This is a genomic window from Curtobacterium sp. 320, assembly GCF_031455235.1.
Lineage (GTDB): Bacteria > Actinomycetota > Actinomycetes > Actinomycetales > Microbacteriaceae > Curtobacterium.
Map to the genome: position 1 here is coordinate 123,000 of NZ_JAVDSI010000006.1, position 24,011 is coordinate 147,010.

The window sequence follows — 24,011 nt, forward strand, 5'->3', positions numbered from 1 at the left end:
TCGTCAGGCGCCGTGTGCCTCCTCGGCCACCGGCTGCCACTCGCGCCAGGTCGCCAACCGCGATTCGTAGTCACGCTCCGCGATGCCGAGCGGCGCCTTCCCGAAGAACACCCGCAGCGGCGGCTCGTCCGCGTCGACGACCTTGAGGATCGCCGACCGGGTGGCCTCCGGCTTGCCCGGGTCGGCAGCGGACGGGCGCCTGGACGCTGCCTCGCGCACGTCGGCGTACGCGGCGATCTCCTCGCTGTGCTTCGAGGACGGACCGGACCAGTCCGTCGAGAACCCACCGGGCTCGACGAGGGTGACGTGGATGCCGAAGCCCGCGACCTCCTGGGCCAGCGACTGCGAGATCCCCTCGAGCGCCCACTTCGACGCGTGGTACGCCCCGACCGTCGGGAACGCACTGATCCCGCCGATGCTCGACACCTGGACGATGTGTCCGGACCCCTGCTCGCGCATGATCGGCAGCGCCGCCTGGGTGACCCAGAGCGCACCGAACAGGTTCGTCTCGAGCTGCGCGCGCACCTCGTCCTCGGTGAGCTCCTCGACCATGCCGAAGTGGCCGTAGCCGGCGTTGTTGACGACGACGTCGAGGGAGCCGAAGTGCTCGGCGGCACGCTGGACCGCGGCGATGTCGGCCGCACGGTCGGTGACGTCGAGCTGCAGCGCGAGGAACGTGTCCGGGTACTGGTCGACGAGGTCGTGCACGTCGTCGGGGTTGCGGGCGGTCCCGGCGACGGAGTCCCCGCGCTCGAGTGCCGCTTCCGTCCACTCGCGGCCGAAGCCCTTGGACGCGCCGGTGATGAACCAGGTCTTGCTCATGTGTCCTCCTGTTGTCTGACCGGATCAGCCAACGCCCGGGGCACGGGTGTCACCTCGACGCCCGGGGGACGCGCGCGCCGACCGGACAGTCAGGACCGGGTCCAGCTCCGCGTCGCGTACCAGGCGATCACGCCGAGGAACGGTGCGACGAACACCGCGATCATCCACCCGACCTTGCCCTCGTCGGACAGGTACGGGTCACGGAGGATGGACCGGACCGCAGCCACCCACAGGCACACCAGTGCGACGAGCAGGGCGACGAGGGAGAGGGAGGCTCCGGTCCCCATCAGGTTGTCGAGCATGCCGTGATGCTCCCAGGACGGCGACGGCGCGGACAGCCCCTCTTGCGTGACACACCCGCCGAACGACCGTCAGGGTCGGGGCGCCGCGAATTCCAGGTTGACGTCGTCCGGGTCCTGCACGGACAGGATCACGAGCCCGAACGGCGGCAGGTCGGTCACCTCGCCGTGCTCGATCCCCGCCGCGTCGAGCCGGCCCACCGCGGCGTGCAGCTCGTCGACCGATGCCACTCGGAACGACACGTGGTCGAGGCCGACGCGGTCCGGGTCGAACCGGTCCCCCGCCGGCGCGACCGGCCGCAGGCCCAGCGTCTGCCCGCCGAACGTGAAGGAGCACCCGCCGTAGGTCCGCCACGGGTCGTCGTGGATCGTCGGGTCGTCGATCTGGTGGCTGAAGTCGCTCCCCGGTGGCATCCCGAACAACTGCTCGTAGAAGGCCTTGCTGTGTCGGATGTCGGTGACCGTCAACCGGACGTGCGAGAAGCCGAGCGGCGTGACGATGGGTTCGCTCATGCGTCCACACAACACCTCGAGGGGGTTGCGCTCGTTGATCGCGCGATCAACAATGGCGTCATGGACGTCATCACCGGCACACCGCAGCCGTCTCCCCTGCACGAGGACACCGGCCGACCCCGACGCCGGGTGCACGTCGGCCTCGTGCAGTCCCGGTGGCTCGAGGATCCCGCTGCCCACCGTGCCCAGCTCGCGGACGGCATCGCGACGGCAGCGGCGAACGGCGCCACCGCGGTGTTCCTCCCCGAACTGACGCTCTCGCGCTACCCGGGCGACACCCCCGCGACCGGCGCACCGAAGGAGTCGGCCGAGTCGCTCGAGGACGGCCCGACGGTCGCCTTCGCCCGCGCCCAGGCGGCGGAGCACGGGATGTTCGTGCACGCCTCGCTGTACGAGCGCCCGGCCGCCGACGACCGGCCCGAGGACCCGCGCGGCTACAACACGGCCGTCCTCGTCGCCCCGGACGGCACGCTGGTCGGACGGACGCGCAAGACGCACATCCCGATCAGCGCCGGCTACTACGAGGACACCTACTTCCGCCCGGGCACCGACGCCGACGCCTTCCCGGTGTACGAGCCGGCCGGACTCGGCGCCCGTGTGGGCCTGCCGACCTGCTGGGACGAATGGTTCCCCGAGGTCGCGCGGTCGTACGGTCTCGCCGGCAGCGAGGTCCTCGCGTACCCGACGGCGATCGGGTCCGAGCCGTCGTTCCCCGCGTTCGACACCGCGCCGATCTGGCGGCAGGTCATCGTGGCGAACGGCATCACCTCGGGGCAGTTCATGGTGGTCCCGAACCGCTGGGGCGACGAGGGCGACATCACCTTCTACGGCTCCTCGTTCATCTCCGACCCGTTCGGCCGCGTCCTCGTCGAGGCACCGCGGGACGCGAGTGTCGTGCTCGTCGCGGACCTCGACCTCGACGCCCGCACGGAGTGGCTCCGGCTCTTCCCCTTCTACGTCACGCGCCGTCCGGACCTGTACGGCACGCTCGTCGCCCCCGTCGACGAGGAACGCCACGCGTACGGCGCACGCGACGCGATCGACGCGGCCATCGCCGTGGCGGCGACCCCCACCGGACGCGAGGTGCGCGCATGACGTGGGCCATGCCTCCCGAGACCGCCCCGCAGGAACGCACCTGGATGGCGTTCCCGCGGCCCGGGCTGACGCTCGGTGACGACCCGGCGAGCGCCGAGGCGGCGCGTGCCGTCTGGGCGGCGACCGCGAACGCGATCAGCGAGTACCAGGCCGTCACCGTGGTCGTCGACCCGGTCGCGCGCGACGACGCCCGACGCCTCCTGTCCGTCGCCGTGGACGTGCTCGAGGCGCCCCTCGACGACTTCTGGATGCGCGACATCGGTCCGACGTTCGTGGTCGACGCCGTGACCGGGGCCCGTGGCGCGGTGGACTGGGTCTTCAACGGCTGGGGTGCGAACCCGTGGTCGACGTGGACGCGCGACGCCGAGGTCGCCGCCACCGTCGCCGCGGCCGCCGGTGTGGAACGGATCCCGTCGCTGCTCGTGAACGAGGGCGGGGCGATCCACGTCGACGGCACCGGACGCGTCCTCGTCACCGAGACGGTCCAGCTCGATCCCCGCCGGAACCCCTACGCCGACCGCGCGCGGGTGGAGCAGGAGCTGGCACGGACGATCGGCGCGACCGACGTGGTCTGGCTGCCCCGTGGCCTCACCCGCGACTACGACGGCTTCGGCACCCGGGGGCACGTCGACATGGTGGCGACCTTCGCCGGCGCCGCGATGGATACCGTCCTGCTGCACGCCCAGCCGGACCCCGGCCACCCGGACCACCTCGTGATGCCGATCGTCCGACGGGCGATCGAGGAGGCGACGGACGCCACCATCGTCGAGCTGCCCGCACCCGCGACGCTCGCCGACCCCGACGGACCCGTCGACTGGAACTACGTGAACCACGTCGTGGTGAACGGCGCGGTGATCGCGTGCGGCTTCGGGGAGCCGGCGGCGGACGAGCGGGCGCGGGGGATCCTCGCGGACGTGTACCCGGGGCGGGAGGTGCGGACGATCGATGCGCGTGAGGTGTTCGCGCGGGGCGGTGGGCTGCACTGCATCACGCAGCAGGAGCCCTCGGCTCGCTAACGATTACTCTGGTAGCCAGTAAGCACCGTAATGCGTACTGTAGTGACCATGAGTGACCAGGATCCGCGACTCGCACAATCCTTCCCGGCAGCCGTCACGCGTTCCGCGCGAGCGATCGGAGCGGACCTCGCGGGGTGGCGGAAGATCCTCGGGCTGACGGCCGAGCAGGTCGCCGATCGCGCCGACATCACGCGGGCCACGCTCAGGAAGCTCGAACACGGCGACCCGTCGGTCGGATTCCACGTCGTCCTGCGGACAGCACGTGCGCTGGGGGTGCTCGACACGCTCACCGAGGCGCTCGACCCGTTGCAGACCGACCTGGGACGAGCGCGGGCGGACATGCTGCTCAGGAAGCGGATCCGGTGAGCGCCCGCGACGGCGTCGAGGTCCACGTCGAGCTCGACGGGTCGACCGTCCTCGCCGGGCGGGCACAGTTCCAGCGGAGCCGCGGTCGACTCCAGGGGACGACCTTCCAGTACGAGACGGAGTACCTCGCCCGGCCGACGTCCTACGCGATCGACCCAGCACTGCAGCTGACCTCCGGCACGCAGTACACGGCCGGACTCCCGGGATCGTTCGCCGACTCGGCTCCCGATCGGTGGGGACGCAACCTGATCCGCAAGCAGGAACGAGCACTCGCGGACGGATCAGCGCGCGCTGCGCGGGTCCTCGACGACGTCGACTACCTCATCGGCGTCAGCGACGTGACCCGACAGGGGGCTCTCCGATTCCGGGGGGACCCGGACAGCCCGTTCCTCGACCCCGATCACCAGGTCCCCAAGCTGCTCCACCTCCCGGAACTCCTCCGTGCTGCGGACAGCGCCTCCGGGGACGCGGACGACCACGCGGCGGTGAAGGCGCTCCTCGCGGCGGGGACCGGTTCCCTCGGCGGCGCACGACCGAAGGCATCGGTCCTCGGTGACGACGGTCGACAGCTCATCGCCAAGTTCCCGCACCAGACCGACGAGTGGGACGTCATGGCGTGGGAGGCAACGGCCCTCGATCTCGCTTCGGCAGCGGGCGTCAACGTCCCGCCTCACCGGCTCTCCCGCGTCGACGGACGCCATCTGGTCCTGCTCGACCGATTCGACCGCTCCTCGACCGGCAGGATCGGGTACGTCAGCGCGATGACCGTCCTCGAAGAACGCGACGGAGCCTCCGCGGACTACGAGGACATCGCCGAACGGATCCCGGAGATCAGCGAGCAGCCGAGCCGGGATCTGCGTGAGCTCTTCCGACGAGTCGCAGTGAGCGTCGGCATGAACAACACGGACGATCACCTCAGGAACCACGGTTTCCTCCGCCGGCGCAGCGGCTGGGTGCTCAGTCCGGCCTTCGATCTGAACCCGAACCCCGATCCCGAGCTCCGGCAGACGTCGCTCGCCGGCGCAGCATCACCGATCGACGAAGCCGACGGCCTCGTCTCACTTGCTGCGTCGTGCCGCCTGTCGGCACAGCAGGCGCAGGACGAACTCCGCGCTGTCATCGCAGCGCTGGAGGGGTGGCGCGAGGTCGCCCTCGCGAACGAGGTCCCGGCGTCGCAGACCAAGCGGTTCGAACGCTCCTTCTCGGAGGGCCTCGACACCCTTCGTCGAGCCTCGCGGTGACTGCATCACGCAGCAGGAGCCTGCGGCTCGGTAGACATCAGGCCGCCGGCGCCCCGAGCCCCACCCGCGGCTGCAACCAGTCGAGCCCCGCGGCGAGCGCCGCCCGCGCCGTCACCCAGCTGTGCCGCCCACCCGGCACCACCCACGTGGCGACGTGCATCCCCGCTGCCCGCGCCCGCTCGGCCATCACGGGCATCACGGGCCCGTAGGTGGTGTCGAGGGCCCCGGCCGCGAAGAACGCGTTCGAGTCCTGGAACGGCGCACCGGCGCGCAGCAGTGCCGCCGGCTGCGCAGCCGCCCACGCCGCCCGGTTCCCGGCGAACCCCTCGTCGACGGTCTTCGTCTCGCTGCCGAGCGTGGGACCGTCCTCGCCGGAGACGTCGATGAGGTTGCCGAACCGCGAGGGGTCCCCCGCCCCGAGCTGGATCGCGCACGTCCCACCCTGCGAGAACCCGCCGATGGTCCACGCGGAGGCCGCGGTCTGCACCCGCAGATGGCTCGTCACCCACGCCGGGACGTCCTCGGTGAGGTAGGTCCGGCTGTTGCCGAGCGCCCCGTCGACGCACATCGGGTTCGCCGACCGCGGGCCGAGCTGGTCGGGGACGACCACGATCGGTGCGAGGCCGCGGTCGACGGTCGCGAGTGCGTCCATCGTCTGCTCGATCGACCCGCCGGTCTGCACGTCCTCGGGACCGGCCCCGCGGGACTGGCCGGACAGGAGCACGTCGACGGGCAGCGCCGGTGGGTCGGCGGTGAGCGCGGCCGGGGGCAGGTACAGCAGGGCCTGGCGTGCGACGAAGTGCGATCGCGTGGCCGGGATGGTCACCCGGAGCAGCCGCCCCTGCGTCGGCAGGTCGGCCGGTGCGGTCCACGTCCTCGCCAGGTCGACGCTCGCCGGCGCGGGAGTGGACCCGGGCGCCTCGGCAGCGGGGATCCCGCCGGCCGCGGTCGCGATCGGGGCGTGCGCGGAGGGGCGGACGCTCGGCACGGTCGTCGCGCGGGCCGTGGAGGCGCGGCTCGGCTCCGCAGCGACGGGCCGCCCGGCAGCGGCGGAGCCCGTCCCACCCGCACCGGTCGCGTGGGCGACGCCCCACCCACCGGCCGCACCGAGCGCGAGGCCGACCACCAGCCCCGCGGCGATCAACCCTCGTGTCCGTGTCATCGGTCGTCCTCGTCCGTCGGCGTCCGGCCCGGTGCCGGTCGTGCCGAGCCGATCGTAGGGAGCCGTGCCGGGAGTGCGCCCGCGGTTCCGGCCCCGTGGCTGAGCATCTTCCCGGCCGGTCCCAGGCTCCGATCGGCAAGCGACACCGCGTACAGCCCTGCGTCGCATCGTGTACTCCGTGGCGGGTCCGACGCTGCCCGCGGCGTCGGTATCGTCAGCGGATCGGTCCACCCGATCAGGTCCGCGCACCGCCGCGCGGACCCCGGCCCCCGCAGCTCCGGCTGCGAGCAGGAGGGAACCCCCATGGCGTCACCGACCATCGTCACCGCCCCACCCGGCACCGCGCGTGGTGGGTCCCTGAAGCGGAGTCTCGGGTTGTGGGCGATCGTCGGACTCGGCCTCGGGTACATGACGCCGACCGTGGTGTTCGACACCTTCGGCATCGTCTCCGGCGAGACGAACGGCGCCGTGCCGAGTGCGTACCTCATCGCCCTCGTGATCATGCTCCTGACGGCGATCAGCTACGGGAAGATGGTCCGCGTCTACCCGGCCGCGGGTTCGGCCTACACGTACGTGCGGGAGTCGATCCACCCGAACGCCGGCTTCATGGTCGGCTGGGCGTCCCTGCTCGACTACCTGCTGCTGCCGATGGTGAACGCGCTCATCATCCGTCTGTACCTCGAGCAGGTCTTCCCGGCACTGCCCGCGTGGGTGACGGTGGTCGTCTACACGCTGTTCGTCACGACGGTGATCTGCCTGTCGATGCGCGGGACGTCGAACCTCAACATGGTCCTGCTCATCGGGGCGATCCTCGCGATGATCGCGTTCGTCGTCTTCGCCGTGATCGAGCTCGTCGAGGGTGCCGGTGCCGGCACGGTGGTCAGCGCCGAGCCCTTCGTGCACGACGGCGTGACGATGTCGGCGCTCCTCACCGGCGCGACCGTCGTGTGCTTCTCGTTCATCGGGTTCGACGCGGTGACGATGTACACGGAGGAGGCGAAGAGCATCCGCATCATGCCGAAGGCGATCCTGCTGACCGTCCTCATCGGCGGGCTCATCTTCCTCGTCTCGGCGTACTTCGCCCAGCTCCGCTTCCCGACCAACGCCCCGTTCGGCGAGTTCACCGACGACCCGCTGCCCCAGATCGGGCTGCTCGTCGGCGGCAAGGTGTTCCAGGCGATCCTCGTCGCCGCCGGGTTCGTCGCCGCACTCGCCTCGGGCCTGGCCTCGCACGCCAGCGTCGCCCGCATGCTGCTCGTGATGGGCCGCAACAACGTCCTGCCGAAGAAGGTCTTCGGGTACGTGAGCCCGAGGACCCGCACACCCATCCCGAACGTCGTCATCGTCGGGGCGGTCACGCTCCTCGCGATGACGTTCTCGCTCGACACCATCTCGGCGTACATCAACTTCGGCGCCCTCATCGCGTTCACGTTCGTCAACCTGACGGTCATCGTGCACTTCGCCTGGCGCGAGGGCCGCCGGCACACCGCCCGCGACCGGTTCACCTTCATCGTCCTCCCCGGGGTCGCGATGCTGCTGACCGGTGTTCTCTGGTCTCAGCTGCACGCCGACGCCCTCATCGCCGGCGGCGTCTGGGCCGCGATCGGCTTCGTGTACCTGCTGGTGATCACGAAGGGGTTCCGGATCCAGCCGAAGGGCTTCGACGAGAACCAGCCCGTCACCGGCGTCAACAAGCAGCTGACCGACCAGGTCTGAACCACACAGGAGACACGATGAACGACACGGGTACCGTCTACGCGGTCACCGACCCGGCCACCGGCCAGACCCTCGCCACGTTCCCGACGATCACCGACGAGGAGCTCCGCGCGGCGATCGACACCGCCGACCGCACGCACGCCCAGTGGTCGCGCACGAGTACCGTCGCCGACCGCGCCGCGCTGCTGCACCGCGTCGCCGAGCTGTACCGGGAGCGTCGGGACGACCTCGCCGCCACGATCGTCCGCGAGATGGCGAAGCCGATCGACCAGGCCGTGGGCGAGGTCGACTTCTGCGCCGACATCTACGACTACTACGCCGACCACGCCGAGGAGTTCCTCGCCGACCAGCCGATCACCCTGGCGGACGGCAGCGAGGGCAGCGCGTTCATCCGGAAGTCCTCGATCGGCGTCCTGCTCGGCATCATGCCGTGGAACTTCCCCGCGTACCAGATCGCCCGGTTCGCCGGTCCGAACCTCGTCATCGGCAACACCGTCCTGCTCAAGCACGCCCCGCAGTGCCCGGAGTCCGCACTCGCGATCGAGCAGGTCTTCCACGACGCGGGCTTCCCCGAGGGCGCTTACACGAACGTCTTCGCCACGAACGACCAGGCGGCCGACGTCATCGCCGACCCGCGCGTCCAGGGCGTCTCCCTCACCGGCTCCGCACGCGCCGGTGCCGCCGTCGCCGAGATCGCCGGCCGCAACCTCACCAAGGTCGTCCTCGAGCTCGGCGGCTCGGACCCGTTCATCCTGCTGTCGACCGACGACCTCGACGCCGTGGTTGAATCAGCCGTCGCCACCCGCCTCGAGGGCAACGGCCAGGTCTGCAACGCCGCGAAGCGCTTCCTCGTCGCCGACCACCTTCACGACGACTTCCTGGCGAAGTTCACCGACGCGATGGCCGCGGTCTCGCCCACCGACCCGACGACGCCCGGTGCCGAGCTCGGTCCGCTGTCCTCCCCCGCCGCAGCCGACCGGTTGCAGGAGCAGCTCGCGGCCGCGACCGCCCAGGGCGCCACCGTCGTCACCGGCGGCCAGCGTCAGGGGAACGCGTTCACTCCGACGATCCTGACCGGCGTCACGCCCGACAACGACGCGTACCGCGAGGAGTTCTTCGGCCCCGTCGCCGCCGTCTACCGGGTCGAGGACGAGGACGCCGCGATCACGATCGCGAACGACACCCCGTACGGCCTCGGCTCGTACCTCTTCACGACCGACGCCGAGCAGGCACTGCGGGTCGCCGATCGCATCGAGGCCGGGATGGTCTACGTGAACATCGTCGGCGCGGACAGCCCGGAGCTCCCCTTCGGCGGCGTCAAGGCGAGCGGCTTCGGCCGCGAGCTCGGCCCGCTCGGGGCCGACGAGTTCGTCAACAAGAAGCTGATCCGCATCGGCGGCTGACACCCTGGACCCGGCCCACGGACGGACGGGAGGCGCGGTGCCAGCCGGCACCGCGCCTCCCGTCCGTTATATAAGCGGGTGTATAGTCGTGGTCTGCACGCACGGAAGGAGCGGACACGATGACCGTCACGACGATCGACCTCGACCAGGCGGTGCTCGACACCGCCAAGGAGCTCACGGGCGCACGCACGAACCGCGACGTCGTGAACCGCGCGCTGCAGACGCTCATCGCGGTGCGGCGCCAGCCCGACGCCGTCGAGCGGATCGTGGGCCGGACGTTCACCGACGAACAGACGGGTGCCCCCGTCGAGCACTACTCCGCACCGGGAGTGCCCTCGGACGAGGCGTGAGCGCGTACATCGTCGACAACTCGGTGTGGTGGAAGGCCGGGCGTCATCCCGCCATCGCGACACGACTCCGTGCGGTGTCGACGCAGGACCTCATCCTCACGTGCCCGCCGCAGGTGCTCGAGTACTGCTTCTCCGCACGCGATGCGGCTGAGCACGCGGAGTTCCGACGCGACATGGAGGTGTTCTTCCCCGCCGAGGAGCACCCGAGCGCAGCCGACGTCCTCACGCTGCAGAGCGCACTGTGGAACGGCGGGTACGTCCGTGGCGCCGGAGCGGTCGACTCGCTGATCGCCGCGTACGCGATCGCGAACGAGGCGATCGTGCTCACGGCTGACCGCGACTACGACCACATCGCTGCCGTCGTGCCGGACTTCCGGCACGAGTACCTGCCGGAGCGGTGAGCGGGCGCGACCGCACTGCTCCCGCATGACGGGAGGCGCGGTGCCAGCCGGTACCGCGCCTCCCGTCCGCCGCCTGGTCTAGACCAAGGCCGTGAACGACGCGTCGCGCACCAGCACGGTCGACGCGTCGTCGCCGACGGCCTGGTCCGGGTCGCTCGACAGCCCGAGGGACCAGCGCCCGCCGCCCGGCTTCTCCGGCAGGGTGAACTCGACGGTGGTCTCCGACGCGTTGAGCAACACCGCCACGGTGTCGTCGCCCTGCTGCAGCACGAGCATGACCGCCCGGTTGCCGCCGTCCGCCCAGTCGGCGTCGTCGAACCCCTTCGCGTCGGCACGGAGCACGTCCACCGTGCACGCCGAGTCGCTCGGGGCCGTGCGGTACCACTCGGGACGCAGGGACACGTGGTCGCGGCGGAACGCGATGGCCTCGGTCGTGAAGGCCAGCAGGTCCCGGTCGGCCGCGGCCCAGTCGAACCACGAGATCTCGTCGTCCTGGCAGTAGGCGTTGTTGTTGCCGCCCTGCGACCGGGCGATCTCGTCGCCGCCGAGGATCATCGGCACGCCCGCCGACAGCAGCAGCGTGCCGAGGAAGTTCCGGCGCTGCCGGTTGCGGTAGTCGTTCACCACGCCGTCGTCGGTCGGGCCCTCGACACCGCCGTTGAACGAGGTGTTGTCGCTCTCGCCGTCGTTGTTGTCCTCGCCGTTCGCCTCGTTGTGCTTCTCGGCGTACATCGTCAGGTCCGCCAGGGTGAAACCGTCGTGGGCGGTGACGAAGTCGACCGAGCACAGCGGGGAGCGCCGAGAGCCCTCGTAGACGTCCGGGCTGCCGAGCACGCGCTGCACGGCGTCACCGAGGGTGCCCGCGTCGCCGCGCCAGAACGCGCGCAGGTCGTCGCGGTACTTGCCGTTCCACTCCGACCAGTCCGCCGGGAATCCGCCGACCTGGTAGCCGGCGGTGTCCCACGGCTCGGCGATCATCTTCACCTCGCGGAGCACCGGGTCCTGGTGGATGATGTCGAGGAACGCCGAGTGCTTCTCCGCCTCGCCGTCCTGGCGGGTGAGCGTCGTCGCGAGGTCGAAGCGGAAGCCGTCCACGTGCATCTCCTCGACCCAGTAGCGCAGCGAGTCGGTGATGAGACCGAGTGCGGACGGGTGCGACACGTTGAGGCTGTTGCCCGTGCCGGTCGTGTCGAAGTAGTTCGCCTCGTCGCCCTCGACCAGGCGGTAGTACGACTCGTTGTCGATGCCCTTGAACGAGAGCGTCGGGCCCATGTGGTTGCCCTCGGCCGTGTGGTTGTAGACGACGTCCATGATGACCTCGAGGCCGGAGGCGTGCAGGGCCTGCACCATCGCCTTGAACTCGGCGACCTGCTGGCCGGCGGTGCCGGACGACGAGTACTCGTCGTGCGGGGCGAAGAACCCGATGCTGTTGTAGCCCCAGTAGTTGCGGAGGCCCTTGTCGGCGAGGGTCGAGTCCTGCACGAACTGGTGCGTCGGCAGCAGCTCGACAGCGGTCACCCCGAGGTCGGTGAGGTGCTTGATCGCCGCCGGGTGCGCGAGTCCGGCGTAGGTCCCGCGGATCTCCTCGGGCACGTCCGGGTGCTGCTTCGTGAAGCCCTTGACGTGGACCTCGTACACGACCGTGTCGGCGAGGGCCGTGCGGGGCCGCGCGTCGTCGCCCCAGTCGAAGTCGCGGTCGGCGACGACGGACTTCGGCATCGCAGCGGCCGAGTCGGTCTCGTCGATCTGGTCCGGGTGCTGCATGTCGTGGCCGAACAGCGCCTGGCCCCACTCGTACGTGCCGTCGACGGCGGTGGCGTACGGGTCGAGCAGCAGCTTCGCCGGGTTGTGACGGAGGCCCTTCGCCGGGTCCCATGCGCCGTGGACGCGGAAGCCGTAGCGGGTCCCCACGGTCACGTCCGGGACGACGTCGTGGAAGGTGTAGCCGGTGCGGTTCGTGAGCTCGGTGCGGTGTTCGGTGCCGTCCTCGTCGAACCGGCAGAACTCGACGCGCTCGGCGGTGCTGGAGAAGAGAGCGACGTTCGCGCCGCCGTCGACGAGTGTCACGCCGAGCGGGGTGCGGGAAGAAGTGGTCATGTCGTCGTTCTACCGGTCGGCGACTGTGTCCCCGGCTCGCCGACGTACCCCGTCGCCGAGCGTGGTGCGCAGCGCAACTCCGGTCCTAGGATCACCACGTGACCACCGGTGTCCCGCGCTCCCGCCCCGTCCTCGTGACCGCTGCCGTCGTGCTGTGGCTCGTGCTGTTCGCGTGCGACCTGGTCACACGGCTCGTGGACCTGCCCGGAACGGTGTCGTCCGGTGGCCCCTGGGGCTTCGTGCCGGTCGCCATCGGCCTGGCGATCCTCGGCTGGTTCGTGTTCGGTGCACTGCGCGTCGGCCGCGGCTCCGGACGCGCACGGTTCTGGATGGCGGTGCTCGGTGTGGTCGGAGCCATCAGCGCCCTCCTGCCGCCGTACGGACTCACCACCGCGAACGGCGTACTGGGTGCCGTCGCCGCGTTCTTGCCGTACCTGCCCGCTGCCCGCGGGTACTTCCCGCCACGCCAGCGCCCTGCTGCCCGGGTCGCGCAGCCGCGGGTGGTCGGTTGGGACCCGGACACCGGTGAACCCATCCGCGCCGCAGACTGACGAGGGCGCGGACCAGACGCTGTCCTGCTCCGGGTCCTTCGTGGCGACTGGACGAGGCGCAGGAGGACTGGAGGCGCGGTGCGCGCCGACACCGCGCCTCCCGTCCGTCAGCTGGTCGCGTCAGACCGCGATCCGGCCACCGTCCACCGGCAGGACCGCGCCGTGCACGAAGGAGGCCGCGTCGGTGGCGAGGAAGACGATCGCCTCGGCGATCTCCCCGGCCGTGCCCGGCCGTCCGGCCGGACCGGCAGCGGCGAGCTGGTCGAGGCTCTCGCCCATCGCCGCCGTGCCCTCGGTGCGGGTCGGACCGGGACTCACGGCGTTGACGCGGACGCCAGCGGGGCCGAACTCCGCCGCCCACGACTTCGTCAGCAGGACGAGCGCCGCCTTCGTCGAGCCGTACAGCCCCATGCCGGCCGCACCGAACTCGGCGACCATCGTCGTGACGTTCACGATGGCGCCCGTACCGCGCTCCACCATGCCCGGAGCGAGAGCAGCGACCAGGAAGTACGGCGCCTTCACATTGACGTCGTAGACCTCGTCGAAACCTTCCGAGGTGGTGTCAGCCGTCGCGCCGAAGGGGAAGATCCCGGCGCTGTTGACGAGCACGTCGACCCGGCCGCCCCCGATCGCGAGTGCCGCCTCGGCGAGCTCCTTCGCGCTGGTGGCGTCCCGCAGGTCTGCCCGGGCGAAGTCGGCCGTGCCGCCGGCAGCGCGGATCCCCCGCACGACCTCGTCACCCCGCTCGGTGTTCCGGCCGGAGACGACGACGTGAATCCCCTCCGCGGCGAGGCGTTCGGCGGTGGCGCGGCCGATGCCGCTGGTGGACCCGGTGACGAGGGCGGTGGTGGTCATGGTCGATGTCCTAACTGAACAGATCGGTTTGGTTGAATCGCTGGTAACTGTACAGATCAGTGCAGTAAAGTCAAACCATGTCCGACACGTCGACTTCCCGAACCCGCCGCCGACCCGCGTACGAGCGCGCGGTCGCCACGGCCGACCGGCTCTTCTACGAGCAGGGGATCCACGCGGTCGGGGTGGACCAGGTCGCTGCCGAGGCGGACATCTCGAAGGCGAGCCTCTACACGCACTTCCGGACGAAGGACGACCTCGTGCTCGGCTACCTGCAAGGACGGAGCCGGTCGTGGCAGGAGCACGTCGCCGCCGAGCTCCCCGGGCGCGGGAGCACGCCGCGCGACCGCGTCCTGGCGGTGTTCGACCTGCTCGGGGAGTGGTTCGTAGCCCCGGGCTACCGGGGCTGCCCGTTCATCAACGTCGAGGCGGAGTACGGCGCCGGGCACCCCACGCACGAGGTGACGCTCGAGCACCGCACGTGGGTCCGGGGACTCTTCACGTCACTGCTCGCGGAGGCCGACGCAGCCGATCCGGACGGCACGGCGCTGCAGCTCTGCCTGCTCTACGACGGCGCGATGGCGAGCGCGCAGGCTGATCCGTCGCGGCCCTGGGCAGCGGCGGCGCGGGCGGCTGCCGAACGGCTCGTCGGCGCCTGACCGGGCGGGATCCGCCGGAAAGTACCCGGCGTCAGAGTCGACCCGGCACGAGACGCAGCCTCGGCGGCCGGAGCTGTGCCAGCGTGCTGTCGGCAGCGCACCGGTACCGGATGACGTCGTCGTCGATGGGGGCGGAAGCAGACCCGGCCGGAACCCACAGCAGCTCGTCCCGGTCGTCCCGACCGCACGGCCGGACCGCTGGGCGCTCGAGGATCGCCGTCCAGACCTCGGAGACCCGCTCGGCGGCCCGACTGTCCAACACGACGCGGAACCCTCCGGACTGCAGCGAATCCGTCCGCCCACGGCGCCGGAGCCGGATCGGCACGTCGAAGGCCGGCCACCAGTCGGAGGCGGCGAGGTGCTGCAGCCAATCGTCCACCGGGAGCCGGTCGATCCACCGGAAGGCGATGGTCGAGTTCGCAGCGACCACGGCCTGGTGGCGGTCGACGCCGTCCACCAGGAACACCCCCTGGTTCCGCAACGGGAACCGCACCTGCCGACGACGAAGTGCGTGTGCGGTCGCCAGCACCTCACGCGATGAGTGGTTGACGAGGCGTCCCGAGACCACCACCTCGACGTGCAGGCGCTCGTCGCGTGCTCGTTGCGGTGAGACGCCCTCGCCCTGAACGAGGCCGGGGTCCGTCGCGGCGCCGGACTCCCAGACCTCGGTGTCGGTTGCCCACCGGTACGTGACCGCGTCGAGCACCATGTCGACGGTCGGTTGCCAGGAGCCGACCCACGCAGCGTGCCCGAGCTGGTTCTGCTGATCCGCCGCGCACTTGGCCGCCCGACCCGCCCGCCATGCGACGACGGCAGACGCGACCGCCACCGGGACACTCACCGCCGCGGCCACCGCACTGATCGCCGCAGCGGTCGTCTCGTCCATGCCACGATCATCGCAGGGGCCGCCGACGCCGCGCGAGACGACCAGGGCGGACTACTGCGGGTCCGCCGGCTCGCCGCCCGAGTCGTGGTCGCTGTCCTGCTCCGGGTCCTTCGTGGCGTCGCCCGAGGGCGAGCCGTCCGGCAGGTCCTCGGTGTACTGCCGCTCGGCGTCGGTGGGGTCGCTGGTTCCGCTGGTGTCGCTCATGTCCCGGACCGTACGCGCGCTGCATCCGGTGTCCGTCCAGGACGGCTACCCGGCCAGTGTCCGGACGAGGATGAGACTCGGCCCCGACCAGTCGAGTCCGTCGTGTTCCTCCAGCGGTGTGAAGCCGACCCGTCGGTAGAAGGCTCGCGTCCGGGCGTACGGCATGTTCTCGAACGAGGGGCCGACCGTGTGGACGGAAAGCATCGCGCAGCCATCCGCGGCGAGGTCTGCCGCCACACGCTCGACGAGGAGCCGGCCGACGCCGCGTCGGTGAGCGGTGGGATGCACCGCGAGGAGGTGGAGCTCCGCGGACTCGGGGAAGTGTCGTCGCGTGAGTGCCACCCCCACGACGACACCGTCCTCGACAGCGAGGAGGCTTCCGTGACGGCCGTCCTCAGCGGCCGCCACGTAGTTGTCGATCGCTTCCGGGTCACCGAACCAATCGGGCAGGGCTTCGAGGATTCGATGCACGTCGCTTCCGCTCCGGCCCGCAGTGATGGTGACGGCCATGACGACGAGGCTGCCACACGCTCAGCGGACGAGCCGCACGGTGGAGCCGATCGGGCCGAAGCTCGACGTGGCGCCGTCCGGGACGAATCCGTTCCGTCGGTAGAAGGAGTGGGCACGCGGGTTGTCCTCGGCGACCCACAGGGATGCCGGACGGTCACCGAGGACCGCGTCGAGGAGCGCTTGACCGCTGCCGTCGCCGTGGGCGCGCCCGAGCACGTACAGCATCGTGAGTTCCTCGGGTCGGACGGCATCGGGCTCGGTCGTCGCCTCCACCGCGGCGAAGCCGACGATCCCGTCAGCGCTGTCGGCCACCACGGTCGCGAACGTCCCCTGGGCGAGGTTTGCGCGCCACATGTCGAGTCGCCGGCCGAGGTCGAACCACGGGTCGGTGTCCGGGTCGTCCACGAACCGGCCGTAGGTCTCGCGCCACGATGTGGTGTGCACCCTGGCGATGCCCTCGGCGTCGTCGGCGGTCGCCGGGCGGATCACCACGGCCTCGTCGTGCTGGTCTCCCATGGGACGACCGTACCGGCCGAACCCACACCGATGACGGACGGGAGGCGCGGTGCCAGCCCGCACCGCGCCTCCCGTCCGTCTCGGCGTGGGCCTACTGCACCGCCGGCTGCGGCAACGAGGCGAGGATCTCGGCCGCCGCTTCGCGGCCCATCCGCACCGCCCCGTCCACGTGCTGGTACCCGTGCCCGGCGAGGTCGCTCGACGCGAACCGGATCGGGCCGACGGCAGCGCGCTGGTCGGCGCCGTACCGGACGAGCCCGCCCAGGTCGAAGCTCGCCGCGTAGGCGCCACGGGTCCACTCCTCGGTACCCCAGTCGCTCTCGTAGTAGACGACCGGACGGCGTGCCTCGTCGCCGTAGTAGTGCGCGAGCGAGTCGAGCACCCGGGCCTTGCGCTCCTCGGCGGAGAGGGCGAAGACGTCGTCGGCGTGCTGGTCGGACACGAACCCGACGAGCGTGCCCTGCTCCTGCCCGTACGAGGTGTTGTCGTACGCCTCGTGCACGAGCTCGTACGGGCTGAACGCGGTGCCGGACAGCCCGGCGCCGCGCCAGAACGGCCGGTCGTAGACGGCGTGCACCTTGATGACGAACCCCATCGACAGGTGCTGGTGCAGCTGGTGCTGGCGACGCGGTAGCGGCGGCTCGTACGAGATGCGGGAGTACAGGGGCGGCGGGACGGCCACGAGTGCCTGGCGGGCACGGACCTCGATGCCGCCGTCGGCGAGCGCTGTGACGCCCTCGTCGTCCCAGCGCAGGGTGCGCACCGGGGCGTTCAGGTGGACGTCCGCACCGAGCCGGGCGGCGAGCCGCTCGGACACCTGCTGCATGCCGCCGACGACGCGCTTGTCGAGGATGAAGTCGGCGTCGACGAGGTTCGAGAAGCTCCCGGCCGAGGCGGCCATGAGCAGGGCCTGCAGGGCCGAGAAGGCGTGCGCGGGCTTGGTCAGCATGGCGCCGGCGATGAAGAGCTCGACGTTGTCGGTCGCGACCCGGTCGTCGCTCAGCGTGTGCAGCCAGGCGCGGAACGAGGTCTCGTCGAGTGCGGCGGCGTGGGGTGCTTCCCAGGGGCGTGCCGGGTCGACCGTCGCCACGTACTCGTCGACGACGGCGACGAGCCGTTCGATCTCGGCGGCGGTGGCCTCCGGCAGCGGGAAGATGTCGCCGGTGTACTCGGTCCGGGTGCCGTGCTCGTCGATGTAGACGCTGGAGCCCTCGCGGTAGCGGTCGTACGTCTCGAGTCCGAGTTCGTCGAGGGTCTCGAGCAGGGCGGTCTGGTCCGGGGAGACCCACTGGCCGCCGATCTCGAGGGTGACGCCCTCGATGTCGTTCGTCCACGTGCGGCCACCGACGCGGTCGCGGGCCTCGAGCACGGCCACGCGCTTCCCCTCGGCGACGAGGCGGTTCGCGGCGATGAGGCCGGTGACCCCGGCGCCGATGACGACGACGTCCTTCTCGATGGTCATCGCTGCGCTCCCTTCGTGCGCCCGAACGGGTCGGGCGTCAGCGTGTACATGGTCTCGAGGTACTCGGCGATGCCCTCGCCGCCGCCCTCGCGTCCGAGGCCGGACTGCTTGACCCCGCCGAACGGTGCCGACGCGTTCGAGACGACACCGGTGTTGAGCCCCAGCATGCCCGTCTCGAGCCGTTCCGTGAGGCGCTGTCCGCGCGCGGGGTCCTCGGTGAACGCGTAGCCGACGAGCCCGTACTCGGTGTCGTTCGCCGCCGCGACGGCCTCGTCCTCGGTCGAGAACGTCCGGATCGCCAGGACGGGTCCGAAGATCTCGTCGCGGAGCAGGTCGCTGCCGGGCTGCACGTCCGTGATCACGGTGGGCGCGTAGAACGTGCCGGGGCCGTCGACGGGGTGGCCGCCGGTCCGGAGGGTCGCACCGCGGTCGAGGGCCTCGGTGACGAGCCGGTGCGCCTTGTCCACGGCGCGCTGGTCGATGAGCGGGCCGATGGCGACGCCGTCCTCGGTCCCGCGGCCGACGGACATGGCCGCGACGCGGTCGGTGAGCCGGCTGGCGAACTCCTCGGCGACGTCCTCGTGCACGAGGAACCGGTTGGCCGCGGTGCACGCCTGCCCGGTGTTCCGGAACTTCGCGGCGAGCGCCCCCTCGACGGCGAGGTCGAGGTCCGCGTCGGCGAACACGAGGAACGGGGCGTTGCCGCCGAGCTCCATGCTCGTCCGCAGCACGTTCTGCGCCGCCTGGGCGAGGAGGGTCCGGCCCACCGGCGTCGATCCCGTGAACGAGAGCTTCCGGAGTCGCGGGTCGGCGATGATCGGCTCGGACAGCGCACCGGCGTGCGTGGTCGGCACGACGTTGACGACCCCGGCCGGCACGCCCGCCTCGACCAGCAGGTCGGCGAACAGCAGGGTGGTGAGCGGGGTGAGTTCGGCGGGCTTCACGACGACCGTGCACCCGGCGGCGAGCGCGGGGGCGATCTTGCGGGTGGCCATCGCGAGGGGGAAGTTCCACGGGGTGATGAGGAACGCCGGGCCGACGGGCTTGTGGCTGACGATCGCACGGCCGGTGCCCTCGGGGTTGGTGCCGTAGGAGCCGCCGATGCGGACGGCCTCCTCGGAGAACCAGCGGAGGAACTCACCGCCGTAGGTGACCTCGCCGTTCGCCTCGGCGAGCGGCTTCCCCATCTCCAGCGTCATGAGGAGGGCGAAGTCGGCGCGGCGCTCCTGGAGCAGGTCGAAGGCGCGGCGCAGGACCTCGGCTCGCTCGCGCGGCGGGGTCGTCGCCCAGCCGTGCTTTGCCGCTTCGGCGGCGTCGAGGGCCGCGACACCGTCTTCGGGGGTTGCGTCGGCGATCTCGAGGAGCGTCTCGCCGGTGGCGGGGTCGACGACGCCGAACGTGCCGCCGTCGGCTGCCGGTCGCCAGGTGCCGTCGACCAGGAGGCCCGTGGGGACCTTCGCGAGCAGCTCGCGTTCGGCGTCGGTGCGCTGGGTGATCTGCTGGCTGGTCTGCTGGGTGTCGGTCATGCTGCTGCGAGTCCTTCCAGGACGATGTCGAGCCCCTCGTGGAGCAGGTCGTCGTCGATCGCGAGCGGGGGGAGGAAGCGGAGGACGTTGCCGTACGTCCCCGCGGTGAGGGCGATCACGCCGTGCTCGTACGCGTACCGTACGACCCGTCCGGTGAGCGCGGCGTCGGGTTCCCCGGTCGCCGGGTCGACGAGTTCGATCGCGATCATGGCGCCGCGGCCACGGACGTCGCCGATGCGGGGGTCGGTCGCCTGTGCGGCGCGGAGTCGTCCGAGCAGCACCTCACCGATCTCGGCAGCGCGCTCGACCAGGCCGTCGTGCTCGAAGGCGTGGATCGCGACGAGTGCTGCGGCGCACGCGACGGGGTTGCCGCCGTACGTGCCGCCGAGTCCGCCGACGTGGGCGGAGTCCATGATCTCGGCGCGCCCGGTGACGGCGGAGAGCGGCATCCCGCCGGCCATGCCCTTGGCGGTGGTGACGATGTCGGGCACGATGCCCTCGTGCTCGCTCGCGAACATGGCGCCGGTGCGGGCGAACCCGGTCTGCACCTCGTCGGCGATGAACACGACGTCGTTCGCGGTGGTCCACTCCGACAGGGCGGCGAGGAACCCGGGCGCCGGGACGACGAAGCCGCCCTCGCCCTGGATCGGCTCGACGAGCACCGCGGCGGTGTTCTCCGCGCCGACCTGCTTCTCGATCTGGCTGATCGCGCGCTTCGCCGCCTCGGCACCGGACAGTCCGCCGTCGCGGAACGGGTACGACATCGGGACGCGGTACACCTCGGGCGCGAAGGGACCGAAGCCGTTCTTGTACGGCTGGTTCTTCGCGGTGAGCGCCATCGTGAGGTTCGTCCGCCCGTGGTAGGCGTGGTCGAACACCACGATCGCCTGCCGACCGGTGTGCTTGCGGGCGATCTTCACCGCGTTCTCGACCGCCTCGGCCCCGGAGTTGAAGAGCGCGCTCCGCTTCTCGTGGTCGCCGGGGGTGAGCCGGTTGAGCGCCTCGGCGACCTCGACGTACCCGTCGTAGGCGGCGATGGTGAAGCAGGTGTGCGTGAACGCCTGGACCTGCTGCTGCACGGCGTCGACCACGCCCGGGTGCGCGTTGCCGACGCTCGTCACGGCGATCCCGGAGCCGAGGTCGACGAACGAGTTGCCGTCCGCGTCGACGACCACGCCGCCACCGGCTGCGACGACGGCGATCGGTACCGCGACCCCGACGCCGGACGCCACGGCGGCGGCCTTGCGTTCGAAGAGCGCTCGGGAGCGGGGGCCCGGCACCTCCGTGACGAGCCGCCGTTCCTGGGGCAGCGAGGGGCCGCCCGCGGCGGCGCTGGTCGAGGGTGCGACGGTGGAGGACATGCCGCGATCGTAGGAGCCACTCCCCTGTGGCGCCGCTGTCCACCGTGTACACCGGCGGCCACCTCGATCGACGCAGCGGATAGGATGCACCCATGCCCGCGACCCTGCGCTCCCTGCTCCACCGCGCCGACCTGCGGCTCCGGCTCCTGACGGCCACCGATGCAGCCCTCGATGCGCCGCTCTCCTGGTTGCACAGCTCCGACCTCGCAGACCCGACGCCGTTCCTCGCCGACGGGCAGGGGCTGCTCACCACCGGCACGCAGTTCGGCGACGACACCGAGGTCACGGCGGCGGTCGCGGACGCATACGTCGCCCGACTGCTGCGCCGGGGCGTCGTCGCGCTCGGCTTCGGGGACGAGGTCGTGCGCACCGGCACCCCGCCGCAGCTCGTCGACGCCTGTACGGAACAGGGACTCGCACTCTTCGAGGTCCCGTACGAGACCTCCTTCATCGCCGTCGCGCAGGCGAACGCGGACGCCGTCGCCCGTGACGCCAACGCCCGCAACGCCTGGGCCCTCGCCGCGCAGCGGGCCATCTCGCTCGCGGCCATGCGCCCCGACGGCCTCGGGGCGACCATCGCCGAGCTGTCCCGGCAGCTCGACGGGTGGGTCGGCCTCTTCGACGTCTCCGGACGACTCGACCGCGGTCACCCGGCCGACGGTGTCCCCGCCGAGGACCTCGAGGTGCTCCGGACCGAGGCGCTCCGGCTCCTCCGGGCCGGCCAGCGGGCGAGCCTGCCCGTGACGACCGAGCACCGCACCGGGTTCTCGCTGCAGACCCTCGGCAGCGGCGGCCACCTCAGCGGCGTGCTCGCCATCGCGAACGGCGGCGCGCTCGACCGGGCCGGCCGCGAGGTCGTCACCGCCGTGATCGCCCTGGCCGGACTCGCACTGCAGCAGAACCGCGAACTCGCCCGCGCGCGCGGGCTCCTCCGCACCGGGCTCCTCACGATGCTGTCGGTGGGCGACCCCGCCGTCGTGGACACGACCTCGCGCGAGGTGTGGGGACCGCTGCCGGCCGAACCCGTCCGGATCGCCGCCGTCGACGTCCCCGACCAGGACCTCGACACCGTGGTCGACTGGCTCGAGCTGTGGGTGCAGGACCGCCCCGGCCGGCTCTTCTTCGCGGCGGACGACGAGCTGTTCCTCTGCGTCGGCGCGGAGGACACCGCGATCGTCGAGGAACTCGTGGACCGCTTCGACCTGCACGCCGGGCTCTCCGACGGTGCCTCGTACCGGTACTTCGGCCGTGCGCGGACCGAGGCGGTGCAGGCTCTCGACCGCCGGCGCGAGGGGCGACCCGGCACCACCGAGTTCGGCGACCTCGCCCGCGAGGGGGTGCTCGCCCACCTCGCCCACGTGGACGTCGACGCCGGTGCCGTCGCCCGCGCGTTCCTCGCACCCCTGCTCGACCACGACCGGACGGCCGGCACCGAGCTGACCCGCACAGTACGCACCTGGCTCGAGCAGAACTGCGAGTACGACCGCACCGCCCAGGCACTCGGCATCCACCGGCACACCGCCCGCGCGCGGGTCGAGCACGCGGGACGGCTGCTCGAACGGGACCTGTCGGTGTTCGCCACCCGCGCCGACCTCTGGGCGGCGTTCGTCGTCGAGGGCGCGTGAGGCGCGCCTAGGCTGGCGTCGTGCCGACCACTCCGACCCGCCGGCGCCTGAGCCCGGCCGAGCGGGAGGCCCAGATCGCCGACGCGGCCGTCGCCGTCGCCCGCGCCGAGGGCCTCGCCGCCGTGACCCTGCGCGGTGTCGCCGCTGCGATCGGCGTGGCACCCTCGCTCGTGGCGCACTACCGCCCGGTGATGGAGGACCTCGTCGGCGACACCTTCCGCACCGTCGCGAGCGCCGAGGTGGCCGAGGTCCGCCGGATCGTCCACGAACGGTCCGACTCGACCGCACGCCTGGAGGCCCTGCTGGCCTGCATCGCCGACCCCACCCGCGACGACGTCGCCGCGCTCTGGGCCGACGCGTGGAGCCTCGGCCGGACCAACGGTGCACTCGCCACCGCCGCGCGCGACGTCATGGACGACTGGCAGGCGCTCGCGACCCGCGTGGTCCGCGACGGCGTCCGCGACGGGGTCATGCGCACCGACGACCCGGACGCGGTCGGCCGGCTGCTGTTCGCGCTCGTGGACGCCACGAACGGGTACGCCCTCGTGGACTACCTCGACCGGCCGACGCGCGAGGGTCTCGTCCGCACGACGATCGCGCACGCCGTCGGGCTGGACGCCGCTGCCCTCAGCGCTGCAGCGCCGCCCACTGCAGGAGCATGATCGTCTTGCCGTCGGCGATGCGCCCGTCGGCGACCATCGCCAGGGCCTCGTCCAACGGGAGCTCGAGCACCTCGATGTCCTCACCCTCGTCCTCCAGCCCGCCGCCGGCGTGCACGAGGTCGGCGGGCGTGTAGGCACCGACGTACCCGTGCACGCGCTCGGTCACGGACCCGGGGCTCATGAACGCGTCGAACACCTTCGTGAGGCCGCCGAGCCGGATGCCGAGCTCCTCCGCCGCCTCGCGCCGCACGGCCGTCTCCGGGTCGTCCTCGTCGAGGAGTCCCGCCGCCGCCTCGACGAGCATCCCGTCCGGGTGGCCGTTGACGTAGGCGGGCCAGCGGAACTGCCGGGTGAGCAGCACGGTGTCGCGCTCGGGGTCGTGGGGCAGCACGGCAGCACCGTTGCCGCGGTCGTAGGTCTCGCGCTGCTGCCGGTCCCAACGACCGTCACGGCGCCGCACGTCGAGCGTCGTCCGGCGGAGCACGTGCCAGCCGTCCGAGACGACCTCGACGTCACGGACGACCACGTCCGGGTTGCGGTCGAGGTCGCGGCCGACGGCGTCGAGTCCGGTGCGACCACGGGCGTCCGGGACGGTGGTGCCGGGTCGGGGTTCGGTCGTGCGCGCGTCGTCCACGTCGTCACGCTAGCGTCCCGCCGGCGCGGGCGGGCCGCCGGTACGATCGTCACGCCGCACCAGGGAGCGGCGGGGACGGGGA

Annotated in this window: 26 protein-coding genes; 12 read left to right on the forward strand and 14 right to left on the reverse strand. The window is 71.7% G+C overall.

The window, feature by feature from the left end:
- Nucleotides 1–3 precede the first annotated feature (3 nt).
- The 3 genes from J2X60_RS10050 to J2X60_RS10060 all read right to left on the reverse strand — a co-directional run bounded on the left by J2X60_RS10050 (nt 4) and on the right by J2X60_RS10060 (nt 1,634).
- Nucleotides 4–822 (reverse strand): SDR family oxidoreductase, encoded by an 819-nt coding sequence (locus J2X60_RS10050; protein WP_309887280.1) that lies wholly within the window; start codon nt 820–822, stop codon nt 4–6.
- An 89-nt stretch (nt 823–911) separates the two neighbouring features.
- Nucleotides 912–1,124: a PLDc N-terminal domain-containing protein gene (locus J2X60_RS10055; RefSeq protein ID WP_309777693.1), complete on the reverse strand. Its 213-nt coding sequence runs from the start codon at nt 1,122–1,124 to the stop codon at nt 912–914.
- Nucleotides 1,125–1,193: 69 nt separating this feature from the next.
- Nucleotides 1,194–1,634 (reverse strand): VOC family protein, encoded by a 441-nt coding sequence (locus J2X60_RS10060; RefSeq protein WP_309887281.1) that lies wholly within the window; start codon nt 1,632–1,634, stop codon nt 1,194–1,196.
- 60 nt (nt 1,635–1,694) lie between these two features.
- On the opposite strand from J2X60_RS10060, the gene J2X60_RS10065 reads away from it, so the two are divergent.
- Genes J2X60_RS10065 through J2X60_RS10080 form a run of 4 tightly spaced genes read left to right on the forward strand, consistent with a single transcriptional unit; the run spans nt 1,695 to nt 5,352 of the window.
- Nucleotides 1,695–2,729: a nitrilase-related carbon-nitrogen hydrolase gene (locus J2X60_RS10065; protein ID WP_309887282.1), complete on the forward strand. Its 1,035-nt coding sequence runs from the start codon at nt 1,695–1,697 to the stop codon at nt 2,727–2,729.
- Nucleotides 2,726–3,745 carry an agmatine deiminase family protein gene (locus tag J2X60_RS10070; RefSeq protein ID WP_309887283.1) on the forward strand — a complete coding sequence of 340 codons (1,020 nt, stop codon included), beginning with the start codon at nt 2,726–2,728 and terminating at the stop codon, nt 3,743–3,745. Before J2X60_RS10065 ends, J2X60_RS10070 begins: the two co-directional genes overlap by 4 nt.
- Nucleotides 3,746–3,793: 48 nt before the next feature.
- Nucleotides 3,794–4,111: a helix-turn-helix transcriptional regulator gene (locus J2X60_RS10075; RefSeq protein WP_309887284.1), complete on the forward strand. Its 318-nt coding sequence runs from the start codon at nt 3,794–3,796 to the stop codon at nt 4,109–4,111.
- The gene (locus tag J2X60_RS10080) at nt 4,108–5,352 is read left to right on the forward strand and encodes a type II toxin-antitoxin system HipA family toxin (RefSeq protein WP_309887285.1); all 1,245 of its coding nucleotides are present in this window, start codon (nt 4,108–4,110) and stop codon (nt 5,350–5,352) included. The genes J2X60_RS10075 and J2X60_RS10080 overlap by 4 nt, the downstream gene beginning before the upstream one ends.
- A 37-nt stretch (nt 5,353–5,389) precedes the next feature.
- Here J2X60_RS10080 and J2X60_RS10085 read toward each other — a convergent pair whose 3' ends face one another.
- Complete coding sequence (locus J2X60_RS10085; protein WP_309887286.1) at nt 5,390–6,514, reverse strand: alpha/beta hydrolase-fold protein; 1,125 nt, start codon at nt 6,512–6,514, stop codon at nt 5,390–5,392.
- Between the two features lie 303 nt (nt 6,515–6,817).
- Here J2X60_RS10085 and J2X60_RS10090 point away from each other — a divergent pair, with 303 nt between their 5' ends.
- The 4 genes from J2X60_RS10090 (at nt 6,818) to J2X60_RS10105 (ending at nt 10,384) form a co-directional block, all read left to right on the forward strand.
- Nucleotides 6,818–8,230: an APC family permease gene (locus J2X60_RS10090; RefSeq protein WP_309777684.1), complete on the forward strand. Its 1,413-nt coding sequence runs from the start codon at nt 6,818–6,820 to the stop codon at nt 8,228–8,230.
- A gap of 17 nt (nt 8,231–8,247) precedes the next feature.
- Complete coding sequence (locus J2X60_RS10095; RefSeq protein ID WP_309887287.1) at nt 8,248–9,633, forward strand: NAD-dependent succinate-semialdehyde dehydrogenase; 1,386 nt, start codon at nt 8,248–8,250, stop codon at nt 9,631–9,633.
- A gap of 119 nt (nt 9,634–9,752) precedes the next feature.
- Nucleotides 9,753–9,983: a type II toxin-antitoxin system VapB family antitoxin gene (locus J2X60_RS10100; RefSeq protein WP_261645853.1), complete on the forward strand. Its 231-nt coding sequence runs from the start codon at nt 9,753–9,755 to the stop codon at nt 9,981–9,983.
- Complete coding sequence (locus J2X60_RS10105; protein ID WP_309777681.1) at nt 9,980–10,384, forward strand: PIN domain-containing protein; 405 nt, start codon at nt 9,980–9,982, stop codon at nt 10,382–10,384. The genes J2X60_RS10100 and J2X60_RS10105 overlap by 4 nt, the downstream gene beginning before the upstream one ends.
- 78 nt (nt 10,385–10,462) lie before the next feature.
- On the opposite strand, the gene glgX is transcribed toward J2X60_RS10105, so the two are convergent.
- Complete coding sequence (gene glgX, locus J2X60_RS10110) at nt 10,463–12,481, reverse strand: glycogen debranching protein GlgX (protein ID WP_309887288.1); 2,019 nt, start codon at nt 12,479–12,481, stop codon at nt 10,463–10,465.
- Nucleotides 12,482–12,579: 98 nt separating this feature from the next.
- Between glgX and J2X60_RS10115 the strand changes: the two genes are divergently transcribed.
- Nucleotides 12,580–13,032 (forward strand): hypothetical protein, encoded by a 453-nt coding sequence (locus J2X60_RS10115; RefSeq protein ID WP_309887289.1) that lies wholly within the window; start codon nt 12,580–12,582, stop codon nt 13,030–13,032.
- A 120-nt stretch (nt 13,033–13,152) separates the two neighbouring features.
- Here J2X60_RS10115 and J2X60_RS10120 read toward each other — a convergent pair whose 3' ends face one another.
- Nucleotides 13,153–13,887 carry an SDR family oxidoreductase gene (locus J2X60_RS10120; protein WP_309887290.1) on the reverse strand — a complete coding sequence of 245 codons (735 nt, stop codon included), beginning with the start codon at nt 13,885–13,887 and terminating at the stop codon, nt 13,153–13,155.
- A 77-nt stretch (nt 13,888–13,964) separates the two neighbouring features.
- Between J2X60_RS10120 and J2X60_RS10125 the strand changes: the two genes are divergently transcribed.
- Nucleotides 13,965–14,543, forward strand: coding sequence for a TetR/AcrR family transcriptional regulator (locus tag J2X60_RS10125; protein WP_309777670.1), 579 nt, complete (start codon nt 13,965–13,967; stop codon nt 14,541–14,543).
- A gap of 31 nt (nt 14,544–14,574) precedes the next feature.
- Here the strand turns inward: J2X60_RS10125 and J2X60_RS10130 are convergent, their stop codons facing one another.
- The 7 genes from J2X60_RS10130 to gabT all read right to left on the reverse strand — a co-directional run bounded on the left by J2X60_RS10130 (nt 14,575) and on the right by gabT (nt 21,008).
- Entirely contained in the window at nt 14,575–15,429 is an 855-nt protein-coding gene (locus J2X60_RS10130; protein ID WP_309887291.1) for a hypothetical protein, read from the reverse strand.
- Between the two features lie 51 nt (nt 15,430–15,480).
- Nucleotides 15,481–15,633 (reverse strand): hypothetical protein, encoded by a 153-nt coding sequence (locus J2X60_RS10135; protein WP_175475652.1) that lies wholly within the window; start codon nt 15,631–15,633, stop codon nt 15,481–15,483.
- 45 nt (nt 15,634–15,678) lie between these two features.
- The gene (locus J2X60_RS10140; protein ID WP_309887292.1) at nt 15,679–16,143 is read right to left on the reverse strand and encodes a GNAT family N-acetyltransferase; all 465 of its coding nucleotides are present in this window, start codon (nt 16,141–16,143) and stop codon (nt 15,679–15,681) included.
- Between the two features lie 21 nt (nt 16,144–16,164).
- Nucleotides 16,165–16,659: a GNAT family N-acetyltransferase gene (locus J2X60_RS10145; RefSeq protein ID WP_309887293.1), complete on the reverse strand. Its 495-nt coding sequence runs from the start codon at nt 16,657–16,659 to the stop codon at nt 16,165–16,167.
- A gap of 91 nt (nt 16,660–16,750) precedes the next feature.
- Nucleotides 16,751–18,121, reverse strand: coding sequence for an NAD(P)/FAD-dependent oxidoreductase (locus J2X60_RS10150; protein WP_309777661.1), 1,371 nt, complete (start codon nt 18,119–18,121; stop codon nt 16,751–16,753).
- Nucleotides 18,118–19,647, reverse strand: a complete 1,530-nt coding sequence (locus J2X60_RS10155) for an NAD-dependent succinate-semialdehyde dehydrogenase (RefSeq protein ID WP_309887294.1) — start codon at nt 19,645–19,647, stop codon at nt 18,118–18,120. The genes J2X60_RS10150 and J2X60_RS10155 overlap by 4 nt, the downstream gene beginning before the upstream one ends.
- Nucleotides 19,644–21,008 carry a 4-aminobutyrate--2-oxoglutarate transaminase gene (gabT, locus tag J2X60_RS10160; protein ID WP_309887295.1) on the reverse strand — a complete coding sequence of 455 codons (1,365 nt, stop codon included), beginning with the start codon at nt 21,006–21,008 and terminating at the stop codon, nt 19,644–19,646. The genes J2X60_RS10155 and gabT overlap by 4 nt, the downstream gene beginning before the upstream one ends.
- Nucleotides 21,009–21,100: 92 nt before the next feature.
- Between gabT and J2X60_RS10165 the strand changes: the two genes are divergently transcribed.
- Nucleotides 21,101–22,633 (forward strand): PucR family transcriptional regulator, encoded by a 1,533-nt coding sequence (locus J2X60_RS10165; RefSeq protein WP_309887296.1) that lies wholly within the window; start codon nt 21,101–21,103, stop codon nt 22,631–22,633.
- 20 nt (nt 22,634–22,653) lie between these two features.
- A complete protein-coding gene (locus J2X60_RS10170) occupies nt 22,654–23,295 on the forward strand; it encodes a TetR family transcriptional regulator C-terminal domain-containing protein (RefSeq protein ID WP_309887297.1) in 642 nt (213 codons plus the stop codon).
- Here J2X60_RS10170 and J2X60_RS10175 read toward each other — a convergent pair.
- Nucleotides 23,261–23,929: an NUDIX domain-containing protein gene (locus J2X60_RS10175; protein WP_309887298.1), complete on the reverse strand. Its 669-nt coding sequence runs from the start codon at nt 23,927–23,929 to the stop codon at nt 23,261–23,263. The two genes, J2X60_RS10170 and J2X60_RS10175, sit on opposite strands and share 35 nt — an antisense overlap.
- Between the last annotated feature and the right edge of the window lie 82 nt (nt 23,930–24,011).

What these genes read in the sequence shown, in the direction of transcription:
- J2X60_RS10050 (WP_309887280.1), bottom strand. Translation starts at nt 822, where the DNA reads ATGAGCAAGACCTGGTTCATCACCGGCGCGTCCAAGGGCTTCGGCCGC.
- J2X60_RS10055 (WP_309777693.1), bottom strand. Translation starts at nt 1,124, where the DNA reads ATGCTCGACAACCTGATGGGGACCGGAGCCTCCCTCTCCCTCGTCGCC.
- J2X60_RS10060 (WP_309887281.1), bottom strand. Translation starts at nt 1,634, where the DNA reads ATGAGCGAACCCATCGTCACGCCGCTCGGCTTCTCGCACGTCCGGTTG.
- J2X60_RS10065 (WP_309887282.1), top strand. Translation starts at nt 1,695, where the DNA reads ATGGACGTCATCACCGGCACACCGCAGCCGTCTCCCCTGCACGAGGAC.
- J2X60_RS10070 (WP_309887283.1), top strand. Translation starts at nt 2,726, where the DNA reads ATGACGTGGGCCATGCCTCCCGAGACCGCCCCGCAGGAACGCACCTGG.
- J2X60_RS10075 (WP_309887284.1), top strand. Translation starts at nt 3,794, where the DNA reads ATGAGTGACCAGGATCCGCGACTCGCACAATCCTTCCCGGCAGCCGTC.
- J2X60_RS10085 (WP_309887286.1), bottom strand. Translation starts at nt 6,514, where the DNA reads ATGACACGGACACGAGGGTTGATCGCCGCGGGGCTGGTGGTCGGCCTC.
- J2X60_RS10090 (WP_309777684.1), top strand. Translation starts at nt 6,818, where the DNA reads ATGGCGTCACCGACCATCGTCACCGCCCCACCCGGCACCGCGCGTGGT.
- J2X60_RS10095 (WP_309887287.1), top strand. Translation starts at nt 8,248, where the DNA reads ATGAACGACACGGGTACCGTCTACGCGGTCACCGACCCGGCCACCGGC.
- J2X60_RS10100 (WP_261645853.1), top strand. Translation starts at nt 9,753, where the DNA reads ATGACCGTCACGACGATCGACCTCGACCAGGCGGTGCTCGACACCGCC.
- glgX (WP_309887288.1), bottom strand. Translation starts at nt 12,481, where the DNA reads ATGACCACTTCTTCCCGCACCCCGCTCGGCGTGACACTCGTCGACGGC.
- J2X60_RS10120 (WP_309887290.1), bottom strand. Translation starts at nt 13,887, where the DNA reads ATGACCACCACCGCCCTCGTCACCGGGTCCACCAGCGGCATCGGCCGC.
- J2X60_RS10125 (WP_309777670.1), top strand. Translation starts at nt 13,965, where the DNA reads ATGTCCGACACGTCGACTTCCCGAACCCGCCGCCGACCCGCGTACGAG.
- J2X60_RS10130 (WP_309887291.1), bottom strand. Translation starts at nt 15,429, where the DNA reads ATGGACGAGACGACCGCTGCGGCGATCAGTGCGGTGGCCGCGGCGGTG.
- J2X60_RS10135 (WP_175475652.1), bottom strand. Translation starts at nt 15,633, where the DNA reads ATGAGCGACACCAGCGGAACCAGCGACCCCACCGACGCCGAGCGGCAG.
- J2X60_RS10140 (WP_309887292.1), bottom strand. Translation starts at nt 16,143, where the DNA reads ATGGCCGTCACCATCACTGCGGGCCGGAGCGGAAGCGACGTGCATCGA.
- J2X60_RS10145 (WP_309887293.1), bottom strand. Translation starts at nt 16,659, where the DNA reads ATGGGAGACCAGCACGACGAGGCCGTGGTGATCCGCCCGGCGACCGCC.
- J2X60_RS10150 (WP_309777661.1), bottom strand. Translation starts at nt 18,121, where the DNA reads ATGACCATCGAGAAGGACGTCGTCGTCATCGGCGCCGGGGTCACCGGC.
- J2X60_RS10155 (WP_309887294.1), bottom strand. Translation starts at nt 19,647, where the DNA reads ATGACCGACACCCAGCAGACCAGCCAGCAGATCACCCAGCGCACCGAC.
- gabT (WP_309887295.1), bottom strand. Translation starts at nt 21,008, where the DNA reads ATGTCCTCCACCGTCGCACCCTCGACCAGCGCCGCCGCGGGCGGCCCC.
- J2X60_RS10165 (WP_309887296.1), top strand. Translation starts at nt 21,101, where the DNA reads ATGCCCGCGACCCTGCGCTCCCTGCTCCACCGCGCCGACCTGCGGCTC.